The 13,863-nt window shown below is 42.6% G+C and carries 9 protein-coding genes and 1 pseudogene; 5 read left to right on the top strand and 5 right to left on the bottom strand.

The genetic code is table 11. The annotated features are described in order from the left end of the window. Positions 1–710: 710 nt before the first annotated feature. Complete coding sequence (locus tag NWP22_RS04100; protein ID WP_271731244.1) at positions 711–2,300, top strand: alkaline phosphatase D family protein; 1,590 nt, start codon at positions 711–713, stop codon at positions 2,298–2,300. Positions 2,301–2,356: 56 nt separating this feature from the next. On the opposite strand, the gene NWP22_RS04095 is transcribed toward NWP22_RS04100, so the two are convergent. From NWP22_RS04095 to NWP22_RS04080, 4 genes are all read right to left on the bottom strand, one after another. Then, a complete protein-coding gene (locus NWP22_RS04095; RefSeq protein WP_280801552.1) occupies positions 2,357–3,577 on the bottom strand; it encodes a DUF4336 domain-containing protein in 1,221 nt (406 codons plus the stop codon). Positions 3,578–3,739: 162 nt separating this feature from the next. After that, on the bottom strand, positions 3,740–4,108 hold the full coding sequence (locus NWP22_RS04090) for a hypothetical protein (RefSeq protein WP_271731247.1): 369 nt from the start codon (positions 4,106–4,108) through the stop codon (positions 3,740–3,742). Between the two features lie 42 nt (positions 4,109–4,150). Then, positions 4,151–5,872, bottom strand: coding sequence for an ABC1 kinase family protein (locus NWP22_RS04085; protein ID WP_271731248.1), 1,722 nt, complete (start codon positions 5,870–5,872; stop codon positions 4,151–4,153). Positions 5,873–6,497: 625 nt separating this feature from the next. Further along, positions 6,498–9,089 (bottom strand): M1 family metallopeptidase, encoded by a 2,592-nt coding sequence (locus NWP22_RS04080; RefSeq protein ID WP_271731249.1) that lies wholly within the window; start codon positions 9,087–9,089, stop codon positions 6,498–6,500. A 157-nt stretch (positions 9,090–9,246) separates the two neighbouring features. Here NWP22_RS04080 and NWP22_RS04075 point away from each other — a divergent pair, with 157 nt between their 5' ends. The 4 genes from NWP22_RS04075 to blaOXA all read left to right on the top strand — a co-directional run bounded on the left by NWP22_RS04075 (position 9,247) and on the right by blaOXA (position 13,175). After that, entirely contained in the window at positions 9,247–9,750 is a 504-nt protein-coding gene (locus NWP22_RS04075) for a GNAT family N-acetyltransferase (protein WP_271731250.1), read from the top strand. 399 nt (positions 9,751–10,149) lie between these two features. Continuing rightward, the gene (locus NWP22_RS04070) at positions 10,150–10,728 is read left to right on the top strand and encodes a DUF3611 family protein (protein ID WP_271731251.1); all 579 of its coding nucleotides are present in this window, start codon (positions 10,150–10,152) and stop codon (positions 10,726–10,728) included. Between the two features lie 110 nt (positions 10,729–10,838). Continuing rightward, positions 10,839–12,119, top strand: a complete 1,281-nt coding sequence (gene serS / locus NWP22_RS04065) for a serine--tRNA ligase (RefSeq protein WP_271731252.1) — start codon at positions 10,839–10,841, stop codon at positions 12,117–12,119. 210 nt (positions 12,120–12,329) lie between these two features. Continuing rightward, the gene (gene blaOXA / locus NWP22_RS04060) at positions 12,330–13,175 is read left to right on the top strand and encodes a class D beta-lactamase (protein WP_280801551.1); all 846 of its coding nucleotides are present in this window, start codon (positions 12,330–12,332) and stop codon (positions 13,173–13,175) included. Between the two features lie 325 nt (positions 13,176–13,500). Here the strand turns inward: blaOXA and NWP22_RS04055 are convergent. Continuing rightward, positions 13,501–13,863, bottom strand: a pseudogene (locus tag NWP22_RS04055) (class I SAM-dependent DNA methyltransferase); the annotation flags it as partial.

Raw genomic sequence — 13,863 nt, 5'->3', positions numbered from 1 at the left:
AATGGGGCGTACAACATATTAAGAAAAGCAGTCCTGAACGCTTTTGCAGACGGGATAGAGGGGTTAGGAGTAACTCCAATCAGGTTTACCCCTGGTAAAGTGACTTTGTAGATTTGTCTATAATTTCACAAACTCTAAAGATGTAGTGAATATTTGAGAACGAGGCATAATTAAACTCCGTTCTACTCAAAAGTTTATGGGATGAATAGAAGAAAATTGGATAAAAATCAATTGATTTAAGGGATGTGTTGAGTCTGTTAAGCAGTGAGCAACTACTGTTGATTCCTGCAATTACACTGATTTTATAGCTGTTTAGCTATTTTATGGGTTTCGATCCTGGATACAGTTTTTATGATGACGGCATTACTTAAGACTCCTATTCAAGTATAATTATCTTTTACTGCAAATCTTCACCCATATTCAACAGCAATTACTATTGTTACTGTTCTTAATCAAGTTTTAATTGCCCAAGGCGCAAATATAGAAGAATTAAGTTATTTTTAACGTTCTCTTCAGACAGAATTAATCTCTAACTAGTATTGTCAGGCTAGCAAAGTAAGCATCTAAATCAATCGAAATATTAGATAAGTATGAAAATTCCAGCCTGATTGTCTGGAAAAAAGTGGTTATGGAGTTCACATAACCTGTCATATCTTTCTAAAGTCGAATGCTTCTGTGCTGAAATTTACCTGTTACTCAGGAATAACACAATGGCAGACTACTTTAATTTTGAGCGGCTTTTGGGTAATCGCATCAAACGACGTAACTTAATCATTGGGGCGGGAGCATTCACTGGTTTGACCTTAGCCAGTCAATTTTCCCATGACCGAGTTATGGCAAGGGGCAGATTTTCCGATTATCCTTTTAAGCTGGGTGTAGCATCTGGTGAACCTGATGCTACCAGCGTAGTTATTTGGACTCGTCTAGCTCCTGAACCTCTGAATGGGGGAGGAATGCCACTTGCCAACGTCCCAGTTCGCTGGCGAGTAGCCAGAGATCCTGACATGAGACGAGTTGTAGCTAGAGGTACTATCGTAGCAACTCCGGAATTAGCCCATTCTGTTCGAGTTGTAGTTTCAGGTCTGGAACCGGAAAATTGGTACTGGTATCAATTTACTGTCGGCAGAGAAGAAAGCCCCATTGGTCGTACTCGTACCGCTCCTTCACTACAAAGCAACTTGAATCAATTTAAATTTGCTTTTGTCTCTTGCCAGAACTATCAGCAAGGTTACTACACTGCCTATAAATATTTAGCAGAAGATGATCTCAACTTGGTGGTACACACGGGAGACTACATCTATGAAGGGGGAATTTCCAGCACAGCTGTTAGACCACACAATGGTTCAGAAATTTTCACTTTAGAAGACTACCGCAACCGTTACGGACTCTATAAAAGCGACCCCAATTTACAAGCCGCCCATGCAGCTTTTCCTTGGATTGTGACTTGGGATGACCACGAGGTGGAAAACAACTACGCCAATAACATTTCACAAATTGATACTGAACCAGATCAAGACCCAGAAATCTTTCTGCAACGGCGAGCAATTGCTTATCAGGTTTACTATGAGCATATGCCTTTGCGGCCTTTCTCACGACCTATTGGACCGGATATGCAGATGTTCCGTCGGTTGTCCTTCGGCAACTTGGCCACATTCCATGTTTTAGATACTCGCCAATATCGTACGGACCAGCCCTGTGGTGATGGCACAAAAGAACGTTGTGATGAGGTTTTAAACCCAGAAGCTACAATTCTCGGAGAAAGGCAGGAAAGTTGGTTATATGAGGGTTTAGACAGTTCACAGACTAAGTGGAATGTTTTAGCCCAGCAAGTACCCATTGCACAACGGGATTTCCAACCCGGTGAAGGACAAACGTTTAGTATGGACAAGTGGGATGCTTATCTGGCTTCCCGCAATCGCTTGATGAATTTCCTTGCAGAGCGTAAACCTTCTAATCCTGTATCCTTGGCTGGGGATGTACATTCCAACTGGGCAATGGATCTGAAAACTAATTTTGATGACCCCAATTCTGCTACCATTGGCAGTGAATTTGTATGTACTTCTATTAGCTCTGGTGGTAATGGAACAGACATCCCCCCCAACGTGGCAGCTTACTTACCGGATAACCCACATATTAAGTTCTACAATGGTCAGCGGGGATATGTTCGCTGTTTACTGACTCCTACAACTTGGACAACAGATTATTTAGTTATGTCTAATGTGACAACTCCATTTGGTACCATCAGCAAACGAGCAACATATGTAGTTCAAAACGGTGTTCCCGGAGTACAACCAGGCTAATCATTGTTGTCTATGACCAGAATCTCGTACCAAAGTTGAACTTTGGTACGATGTTATTAAACTTTTTCCTGTGCTGGTGGCACAATACCACTGTTTTTTAAACCTTGATCAATTTCTCTGAGTAATTTAAAATCCTCTTCTGGTAAAGGGTAACTATTACTCTCCCCACTGATAGGCGGATGCTTTTCTAGGAAAGAGAATGCTTGACGAAATTTATCAGGCTGTGCTTTGATGGGTGCGTCGAAATGACAAGGAATAATCTGCTGAAAATCCCAACTCCCCACCTTGTCAGCCCAGTTCAGGGTTGCTCTGGGTGCGCGGTTGAGAATTAGTGTCTGCAAAATTGGTGCTACAAATAAACGACCTTCACCTCTAAGTAGCTCAAAGGAGCTTTGCCAATCTGAGCGCCATTTAAAGGGAAATAAGCCAAAATAGGCTTTGGGTGAGCGGTTAGGGGCTTTAGTCGCCTCACGCCAGACTTGACTCCATCTGAGAATTTCTAGCACACTGGGACGAAAGTACAAAGCAAATAAGGCAATACGTTGCCATCCCTTGCGGCGATTGACGGGATTATCTGTCATAATGTCAGATGCCCTATCTTTGGCATGGAATAGCAAAGGATATGGATCTAATTGGGCGATCGCCGGTGGTTCTGCTGAGACAGATACCACAGAATCTGTTAATAATAAGGTGCGCGATCGCTTGTCGAAAAATGCTACCTCAGCAAATCTTCCCGGACCGAGTTCTATAGGGCCGAGAATTGCATAGTCAAATTGGTCAGCAAATGGTGTATTTCTGCTGTGTGCTGGTAATATATGAGTCCGGTTACCAGGTAAGCCCAGCCAGGTAAGGGGAAGATTTAGGGGAAAGCTCCATTGATGGGGGGCGACAAAAACCTGTGTTTTGGGGAAGCATCTAGCAAAAGGACCGACGAACACTTTGTGTTCTACTCCTGAAATTGTTGGCAAAATAATATACTTAACATCCCCATGTTCTACCACTAACTCTTCAAGCAGCCTCAGACATTCTGGAGTAGGCGCAACGGGAGCATATACTAAAAGACCCCCCTGTTCTAGCTTAACTACGGTCATGCGAATCGGCACAACTACGTAAAAAATCCCCTGTAGTTGGTCAAAGATCCAGATGGTATCTTTAACTACTTCCTTACGGATTGTCTGGCGCTTGCCATAAGGGTAGAGTGGCAATGTCAACCAGAAAGGCCAAAAAAACTCTTGCTCATCATTTTTTGGACTTCCCGTACTTTTATCATCAGCCACTGTGCAACCCTCCCAACTTGCCAAAGCCCAAATTAATCAGTGAAAAACTTACTTATTATCTTATGATTATTTTAAGATCAACTTATGTGAAAAATAAAAAACTGTAGAGACTTTTGGAATGTTTCTACAGTTGGGTCTAATTAACCAAGAATCCTGTGATGCTTAAGAATCTAAATCTAGAGCTTGCATTCCTTCCCGTTTGGCAAAAGTTAGCATACTTCCCAACTGGAACCAAACCAGTACACAAGTCAAAAGACTAACTGGTAATCCCACCGCCAAAGCCAAGAAAGAAGGAAAGCCAAATATCTCTAGACCGGATGAGAGAAATAGACAAACACCAGCAGTAATTCCTAGAAATGGCACCAATAATTTTTTTAATGCGGAAGGAGATTTAGTATCCTCGGAATTATTCTTTGGCCATTGCTGTACTATTACTTTTAGTGTGCCAGATAAAGCGATACCAGAAGTTAATGCCATCAAAAAGCCGATTAGGAGTAGAAAATATGGTGGGTTTGCTGGGTAATAGTACATGAAAACTCCGAATTTATATGGAAAAGTAATACAGCAGAAAACTTAAACCTGGGATTTTTGAGCCTTGGATTCGACATTACCAAGAGCAGATTTGGGAATGATGGCCGTTACGCCTTCTCTAGATAACTGGGTCAACATACCCATGGCTGCATCTAACAACCGATTCGGTTTGATGTCATCTTTAACAAGATCCCACAGGCGTTGAACTTCTGCGGTATGGAGGCGGTCATCTTCAGTGAGTGCCAATACCAACTTACGGCGGAGAAATCCACCTTCCTCAGACAGTAAATATTGTATTCCCATTTGTGCTGTAGGTAATACATCAAAGCTGCTGTCAGTACGAGCGATTTGGATTAAGTTCTCTAAGCGTTGCCACTGGAAGCGACCATCTTTAAACAACACGTTCAACAGTCGCCGCCTTAATTCTGGAGATTCCCCAGTTAGTAGTCGTCGTGCGATGTAGGGATAACCCACTTCTACAATTTTGAAATTAGGGTTGAGGCTGAGGGCAATACCTTCTTGAGTTACTAGAGAACGAATAATCAAAGCAAACTTGGCGGGAACTCGAAACGGATATTCATACATCAGTTCCGAGAATTCATCAGTAATGGTTTTAAAGTTAAATTCATTGACATTCTTGCCAATGGCATTTCCCAAGACTGATTCTAATGCGGGGATAATTGGGCTAATATTTGTATTTGGTGTCAGAAAACCCAAATTGACAAAATCTGTGGCTAAATCGGCGTAGTCTTTGTTCACCAGATGCACTAAGGCATCTACTAAAGTTTCTTTGGTCACTTCCTGGAGCTGGTCCATCATGCCGAAATCAATGTAAGCCATACGTCCATCAGGCATGGCGAACAAATTCCCCGGATGGGGATCAGCATGGAAAAAACCATGTTCTAATAGCTGTTGTAGTCCTGAAGTTACGCCAATTGTGATGATTCCCTCTGGGTCTAAACCGGCTTGTTTGATTCTGGCACTATCAGTGAGTTTGAAGCCATTAATCCATTCGAGAGTTAAAACATGGGTGTTGGTATAACTCCAGTAAATGCTCGGAACTTTGACCCGTGGGTCGTTGCGAAAGTTACTGGCAAATTTTTCCGCGTTACGACCTTCGTTGATGTAGTCAATTTCTTCAAATAATTTGGTGCCAAACTCGTCCACAATTAAAGTTAGATCGTGACCGAGATTCAGGGGTAGCCAAGGCGCTAGCCATCCAGCCATCCAACGCATCAAATAAAGGTCTAGGGTGATCACTGGGCGTAAGTTGGGGCGTTGCACTTTCACCGCCACTTCTTCCCCAGTTACTAGACGACCACGATAAACTTGACCTAAACTAGCAGCAGCGACTGGTTTAGGGGATAATTCGCTAAAAACTTCACTAATTGGTCTATCTAACTCGGTTTCAATGATTTGATAAGCGATCGCATTATCAAAAGGTGGTAACTGGTCTTGCAGTTTGATCAGTTCTTCTAAGAAATCCTTGCGGATTAAGTCTGGCCGGGTAGATAGGGCTTGACCGACTTTAATAAATGTCGGGCCAAGTCTAGTAAGTAGTTCTCGTAACTGGGAAGCACGTTTACCTTTGTTTTGCTCAACTTTATCTTGCCATTCGTCCCACTTGAGACTCAAAATAAAGCCAGCAAAAGACCAGATAATTTGTAACATTCGCCCCCAACCAAGCCAGGGACGATAACCATAGTGGCGAGCGATCGCCTCCGCATTGTAGCGTTGTAGCTGACCAGGTTGATACTGACCCACGCCTTTACATACCTCTTCAACTGGGAATTCTATACTTTTGTTTTTTATACCCCTATTTACAAATAGATTGTAAGTTTGGAGTTGTGGTAGTTTTTATTAAAAACTAGGGAATTTAAATTTTCTCTGGGTCATGTTCTCGGCGGCCTTTTCAGGTGTAAAACAGCCTACACTCTGCCCAGATGTTTTTATCTTTTCCTTAATTATACTTCATAAAAGTACAAATATTCGAGAATTGGTGATTGGGCAGAATTTTAAGTTTCTCTTCAGCATTCACTGACATCGCCTAGTATGCGTGCTGTTAGCGGATATGCGCGTTAGCGCGGGTAAATTCGTTGGAGTCTTAGTGAAGCAAGAATCCCCTTTGCGGTAAGACTAGAGGCTTCTTGCTGTTTGAGCTAAGAGGATGTTTGATAAGTTTTATCAGGTGATTTTTATCTTAGGGAACAGGGAACAGGGAACAGGGAACAGGGAATCGGGAATCGGGAATCGGGAATCGGGAACCCAAACAATCAAATCCAATCCCCTTTCCCTTATAAAGGGAAAGGTGAGGGTGGGGTCAAACAATAGTTGATACACTAATCATGACTTGACAAACATCCTCTAAGACTGATGGGATGACTAATCACTACTGACTGTGAGATTTAGCTTCCAGACCGGACAAGCGACTTTTCAGTTCTTGATTTTCTTGTTTGATTTGGTCTAGTTCCTCACGTATCTGGCGCAGTGCGTTGTCAGTACCGACATTTTTTTGCACCCGGGAAATCTCTTCTTCGGCATAACGGCGCACACGCCCATCTATGGCTTGGTCAGCTAGCGATCGCAAAATTCCCATAGCTTTGGGGGTTTCCATTTGTCCCAAGGCCACCACCACAGCCACTTGAGTTAAAAAGAAGGTTTCTTTGGCTAGTTCCCCTAATCTTGCTAGGATCCGTTCTAAATTCGCCGGACTTTGACCTACAGAAATCTTACCTAAAGCCCGAATTGTGGACAGGCGTAAAGGTTGGGGTACACCAAGTTTGGTATATTCTAGTAGGAGGTTTAAGGCAGCTTCGGAGGTTTTGAGTTCAGCCAAACCACCCACTGCACCACTCCTGACAACTTCATTCCAACCGGCCCTTTCTTCCAAAACGGATTTTAGTAGCTTAATTACCTTTTCTTCCTTGGGTTTTTCTGCCAAATTTAGGGATGCGATGCACCCCACAGCGCGACTAGCTGCTGCTTCTACGTAGTAACTGGGGTCACCATTTTTCAGTAATTTTTTCACAGCTTTGTAACTGTCATAGGTTTTGATGGTGGCCAATGCTTCTACGACCGCCCGGCGCACAAAAGGATTTTCATCTTGTAATCCTGGTACTAAGCCATCAAATGCTTGGTCTAACTTAATTTCCCCCAGTTGTTTAGCCGCTTCTACCTGCACACCCCAAAATGAATCATTTCTCAGTGCATTTGACAGTGCCATGGTAGCTTCTAATCCCCCTTTCTTGGCCAAGGCTGCTGCTGCATAGATGCGAGAAATGGGGTTGGGGTCAAATTCTAACTGTGCTTTTAACTCTGGTACTGAATATTCTAAGGTAACAGTTTTCAAGAAATTATTCCCCACATCAAAGCTGACAAATTGGGGTTTTTCTGCTAGGGGAAAGTAAAAGCTTTGTTCGCGTTCATTCACCCGCACTGTAAAAGTATTGAGTTGTGCGGTTTGACCGGGTTGGGTATAACCAAAACCAATGGGAATTTTCAGGTCAAATAAATCTTTACTGTCATTCTTGTCTGCTTGGGTTTGAGTCACGGTCACCTTGGCTAAATTAGCATCCCCATCCCAAGAGTAAGCTATTTTAAAATCGGGGTGACCACCACGGTAAACATATTGGTCAAACAAAAAGGCTAAGTTGCGTCCCGTGGCTTTTTCAATGGCTCTGAGTAAGTCTACTGTTTCTACAGTTTTATGGGCATTATCCCGGACAAAGGTTTGAATTGCGCGCCAAAATAATTCTTCTCCTAATTCGGCCCGGATCATGTGATAAACACAAGAGCCTTTTTCGTAGATATGACGGTCATAAAGCTCTATGGCTTCGCGGTAAACATGAGTTACCATGGGACGACGGTAGCGATCGCTATCTTCAGTTAAGTAACTTCTAGCTTCCAATAAGCGATAGTATGCCGCTTCTTGGTCACCATATTCATGTTCGGTCCACATGACCTCAGAATAGGAAGCCATACCTTCCTTAATCCAAGCATGAGACCAATGTTTAATTACCAGCAAATCACCAAACCACTGGTGTGCTAATTCGTGGACAACTAAACTTTCTGTGTTGCGATTATCTAAAGCAGCGCGTTCATCTAGTAAACATCTATCTGTTAAGAGGGTTGTGGAAGTATTTTCCATCCCCCCAAAGATGAAATCATCTACACAAACTTGAGCATATTTAGGAAAAGGATAAGCATAACCGTACTTTTCGCTGAGAAATTCGATCATCCGGGGAGTTTTACCCATGCTGCGTTGAGCATCATCCTTTCTCCTCTGCTCTACGTAGTATGTCACTGGTTTATCTTGCCAATGGTCATAAATCTCGGCAAAATCACCGACTGCTAAGGTCATTAAGTAGGTAGGATGAATCTGCTTTTGTGACCAATGGTAGATTTTGTCTTCCCCATGCTCTTGGGTGTCAATGAGTTCGCCGTTAGAAATAGCCATTAAATTTTTGGGAACCCGCACCCGAATTTCTGAGGTAGAAAGTTGTCCGGGATAGTCAAAACAGGGAAACCAGAAACGAGAGTCTTCATCTTCCCCTTGAGTCCAAACTTGGGTGGGCTTGTGGGGATAGTATGGGTCTGGTTGAATAAAGTATATGCCGCGTTGGGGTTTTTCTACTGAGTAGGCGATCGCAATCAATAAATGCTGACCAATCTGTGTGGGTTGAGACAGTTGAATAAACAGCTGTTCACCGTTATAGTCAAAAGTTTGTGATATCTGGTCTACATAAACAGACTCAATCTTGAGGTTGACAGCATCCAAAGTCAAGCGGTTAATACCACTGCGAATTGGTGATAGGCGAATGCTGCAAGTACCGTGGTAACTTTGGTGAGGAATATCTAACCACAGATCCAGAAAAATATGCTCTACTTGTCCAGGTCGGTCGGGGTTGTAGTGAGGTTTAGCACCTGGTAATTCAAAGGATTTACGACCGTTGTTTTCTGTATCAAAATAAAACTGTGACATTGATGGTTTGTGACCTTTTAATCTGTGAAGAGTCTGCTTATCTGTGTTATGTAGATGCTATCTGGTTAATATCCCAAGGTCAAAGTCTCCTATCAAGGTTATTAACTGAGTACATTGAAGATAGATCCAGAGAAATTTTCTGTGCGAGCCTGAGCCAATGAGAAAATGTTATCAAGATTTTTTGATTCGTAACTGGGAAATAGGCGATCGCACCAGAGCCGCTTCTGTTGTCAGTTATGTATTATCAGAATACGGTCTGGGTTGGGAACCCCAGGGCGCAGACAAAGATGTGCTGCAAGTTGAGGAATTTTACTTAACCACCGGAGGTGAGTTCTGGGTAATTGAACACCAAAATCAGCTAGTAGGTACGGGAGCATACTACCCCATCCAACGGGGTCAGAATGCTGTAGAAATCCGCAAAATGTATCTTTTATCCAGTGTCAGGGGTTTAGGACTGGGAAGATATTTGTTACAAGAGCTAGAAGCAGCGATCGCCTCCCGTGGTTTTGAGCAAATTTGGATTGAGACCGCCAGTATTTTGGTGGAGGCGGTCAAGTTGTATGAAAGCAATGGTTATCAACCCGCGACAGGGGTGGAAACGACGCGCTGCGATCGCGTGTATGTGAAATCGCTGCACGATAGTTATACCATTACCTTATAAAACTGCCCTCTGTGAAAAATGGTTCAATAACCACTAAAACAGGGTGTAAAAGCCATTAATTATACAGTTTTGCACATCAGTGGGAGGGGTAAATCCTCACAGGGGTAGGTTTTTAATATGATTTGTGAAGGCAAGACCACCGAAGACAAGGAAGGCTTGTCCTGAGCGTAGTCGAAGGGATGGACAAGGAAGATTTTATACGTACAATGGTTTTTTGACTGACTATTTTTGTGACTAAGAATACAGACTTTGTACTGTTTTCCTCCCTTGTCACCTTGTCCACCTTGTCCACCAAGTCTTGCCCTCACGACAATGTAAAATACCTACCCTTGTGGGAGGGGGAACCCTTTCACTGACTTTAATTAAATTTAACAATTTTTCACTGAGATTAGTACCAATATGTCACAAAACCCTGACACTCCATCATCCTCCTCTACTGTCCTGGCTATTGCTAAAAACTTCCGGTTTACGGGTTGGATTAGCTTCTGGGTGCAATTAGTGCTAGGTGTTGTTTCTGCCATTATTGTCCTGCTGTTTGCCATCTTTAGTCAGCGCCCCAATAGCGCCAATAATAACCCCGGTACAGGATTTGGTGTATTTCTAGCAGTTTGCGGAATTCTGATTTTAGGTGGTGGTATTTATTTAGCTTATCGATATACCATAATTGGTAATCAATTGCAATCCCCCAACCCCAAAAACCGCCCGCGCAAAAGTGAGACCCTAGAAGTATTACGCTTGGGACTATGGATTAATTTACTGGGAATGCTGGTCACATTGTTAGGCTCCCAAGCCATTGTGGGGACATTGGTAGCCAGATCGATATCCCCCCAAGCTGCAACTACTCAATTATTTGACCCCACGCGAATTATTAGCGGTTTAGATATGCTGGTAGTCCAGGCAAATATTAACACCGTTTCTGCCCACTTCGCTGGGCTAGCAGTATCAATATGGTTACTGAATCGCATTACCCGCAGCTGAGGCTAAAATAACCAGGGGGGATTTTGTCTTGGCAATTCCTGTGCTAGGAAGCCAAAATCAGTATATGCTGATGTTTTGGCAATAAGTCCCTAGGCAACCGAGAAAAATCTGTGCTGGATATTAAGCAAATACGGGAAAATCCCCAATTAATTCAACAACGCTTGAATAGTCGTAGTGGTAAATACGATATCGAACCCATATTACAGTTAGACAAGCAACAGCGAGAACTAGAAGGGAAACGTAGTCAACTTCAGGCTCGTAGTAATGAAATTGGTAAACTGGTAGGGCAAAAAATTAAAGCTGGTGTAAATCCTCAATCTCCAGAAATTCAAGCCTTGCGGGATGAAGGTAACGCCCTCAAAGTTCAATTAGGTGAACTCGAACCTCAGGAGAGGGCTTTAAAACTCGAAATTGACCAACTCCTGCTAGCACTTCCCAATTTACCGAGCGATTCTACGCCCATTGGTAAGAGTGAAGAAGAAAACATTGAAGTGCGGCGCTGGGGTAATGAATATCTACCCCAAAACCCGAATATTCTGCCTCATTGGGAAATCGGCGAAAAATTGGGTATACTCAACTTTGAGCGGGCGGTGAAAGTTGCTCAAAGCCGGTTTGTAACTTTAGTCGGTGCGGGTGCTGCCTTGGAAAGGGCATTAATTCAGTTTATGCTGAAAATGCAAACTGCAGCGGGTTATATAGAAGTTAGTCCACCTTTGTTAGTGAATACTGAGGCTTTAACCGGGACGGGTCAGTTACCAAAGTTTGCTGAAGAAAGCTTTAAATGTGCTGATGATGAATTATGGTTAATACCTACAGCGGAAGTTCCCGTGACTAATCTTTACCGGGGAGAAATTTTAGCAGCGGAAGATTTACCTATTTATCATTGTGCTTATACTCCTTGTTTCCGTCGGGAAGCGGGAAGCTATGGGCGGGATATGCGGGGGTTAATTCGTCTGCATCAATTCAATAAGGTGGAGTTGGTGAAGGTTGTTCATCCTAGTTCTTCTTTTGAGGAATTAGAAAAATTGATTGTGAATGCAGAGGCGATTTTACAGGCTTTGAAATTGCCTTACCGGGTGATTAATCTTTGTACGGGTGATTTGGGTTTTGGTTCTACAAAAACCTATGATTTAGAAGTATGGTTACCATCTTCTGGTAAGTATCGAGAAATTTCTAGTTGCTCTAATTGTGTAGATTTTCAAGCCCGTAGGGCGGATATTCGCTTTAAGGAATCTGGGAAAAAAGGAACTCAGTATGTTCATACTTTGAATGGTTCCGGGTTGGCTGTGGGCAGAACTATGGCGGCAATTTTAGAAAATTACCAGCAGCGGGATGGTACAGTTAAAATACCGGAAGCTTTACAGGTGTATTTGGGTAGGGAAGTTTTGTAATTTGGATAAATTCTACAAATAATACATACTTCCGAAAACTATAGAAATCCGGTTTTGTTTCTGAATTGATTGGTCTAGGTAGGGAACCGGGAACAGGGAACAGGGAACAGGTAATAAGAATTGCCGTGTGTACTGAGTCTTGTTCAAAAATCAAATAGGAGTCCTATATGTATAATCACTTTTTATGGAAGAGTGATTATACCAAAATTAATGAATCAAATACTTCGCTTAACTATTATTCCTCTGATATTGTTGAGTAGCACTGTGTCAGTGGGATTGCCAACAACTCCATCAGTTTTAGGTTTAACCAAGTCAGCAGATATGGCTGGTATGGATTTTGGGCGGCACTTTCAAGAATTAGGGGTTGAGGGTTCAATTATTATCTATGATCTGAAAAATGATCGCACTTTTGAACATAACCCAAAACGTAATTCAACCGCTTTTTTACCTGCATCCACTTTTAAGATTCTCAACTCGTTAATTGCTCTAGAAACTGGGGTGATTGTAGATGAAATTGCGGTTTTAACATGGGATGGGATAGAAAGAACTCTTCCTGAGTGGAACCGAGACTTGAATATGAAAGAAGCATTCAAGTTATCTGCTGTTTGGTTTTACCAGGTTCTCGCGCGTCGAGTTGGCTATGAGAGAATGCAAAAATGGGTGGCTAAAGCTGGATATGGGAATCAAAAGATTGGTAGTCAAAATGATGTTGATAAATTTTGGTTAGATGGAGAACTGCGAATTACTCCTCAAGAGCAAATTCAATTTATCCGTCGTCTCTATAATAATGACTTACCTTTCTCTGAGCGATCGCTTGCCATTGTCAAAGATATGATGATTAGGGAGCAAACTCCCGATTATACAATCAGGGCTAAAACAGGTTGGCTGGGGTTTGAAGACAAGGTAACACCGAAAATTGGCTGGTATGTGGGTTACGTGGAGCGGGACAAAGATGTTTACTTTTTTGCCACTAATATAGACATTCGTAATCAGAAAGATCCATCGGCTCGGCTGGAGTTAACACGCCGTTGTTTGCAAGAGTTGGGTGTGCTATAACCAGGAATGGCACTAGAAGTCGGGGAGCTTTGGGGCGATCGCCTGTACGGTGTTTAAACGCAAAGGTCGCTAAGTAGGCGCAAAGGTTCGCAAAGGTGTTTTTTGACAATATTTTATTTGGTTGGGTGGGATGTAAGAAACCAGGGGTTATGTGTTTGTTAGGCGATCGCCTGTACAATGTTTAAACGCAAAGGTCGCTAAGTACACGCAAAGGTTCGCAAAGGTGTTTGTTGGGAAGATGTTTTGGGGTAAGATCCCCGACTTCTCACATAATCATAGACACCCCACCATAATTTATCTAGAAGTCGGGGATCTGCTGGTGTCTCTAGGGGCGATCGCCCACTGCTTCGGGTCCAATTACTTTTTGATTCTGGTTTTCTTTGTCTTGTAGCTGTTGGTTTAATTTTAAGAGTTTCTCTAAAATGTCATTTTCAGTGGTAAATTTATAGGCTTCTATGACTAGTTTATCTAGTTGTTCATGGAGTTTAGATAGTTTACTACTAGGCTCGTTGTAGAATTTATTATATAATGTGGTGATTCCCCACTGTTTAGACTCCATTTGTTGAGTCCGATATTCGTGGAGTTCTACGGTTTTGGCTCGGATTTTTTCGACTATCTCCCCTGTTGCTGTCTGGGGAAAGGGAAAGGTTTCAAAGCAGGTGGTATTAGTGTAGCGAGTATCTCCCTT

The sequence above is a fragment of the Anabaenopsis tanganyikae CS-531 genome (genome assembly GCF_029891675.1).
Classification (GTDB): Bacteria; Cyanobacteriota; Cyanobacteriia; order Cyanobacteriales; family Nostocaceae; genus Anabaenopsis; species Anabaenopsis arnoldii.
Note: the sequence above shows the minus strand (reverse complement) of the source record. Positions and strands in the feature narration are given on the sequence as shown.

What these genes read in the sequence shown, in the direction of transcription:
- NWP22_RS04080 (WP_271731249.1), bottom strand. Translation starts at nt 9,089, where the DNA reads ATGTCACAGTTTTATTTTGATACAGAAAACAACGGTCGTAAATCCTTT.
- NWP22_RS04100 (WP_271731244.1), top strand. Translation starts at nt 711, where the DNA reads ATGGCAGACTACTTTAATTTTGAGCGGCTTTTGGGTAATCGCATCAAA.
- NWP22_RS04090 (WP_271731247.1), bottom strand. Translation starts at nt 4,108, where the DNA reads ATGTACTATTACCCAGCAAACCCACCATATTTTCTACTCCTAATCGGC.
- NWP22_RS04070 (WP_271731251.1), top strand. Translation starts at nt 10,150, where the DNA reads ATGTCACAAAACCCTGACACTCCATCATCCTCCTCTACTGTCCTGGCT.
- blaOXA (WP_280801551.1), top strand. Translation starts at nt 12,330, where the DNA reads ATGAATCAAATACTTCGCTTAACTATTATTCCTCTGATATTGTTGAGT.
- NWP22_RS04075 (WP_271731250.1), top strand. Translation starts at nt 9,247, where the DNA reads ATGAGAAAATGTTATCAAGATTTTTTGATTCGTAACTGGGAAATAGGC.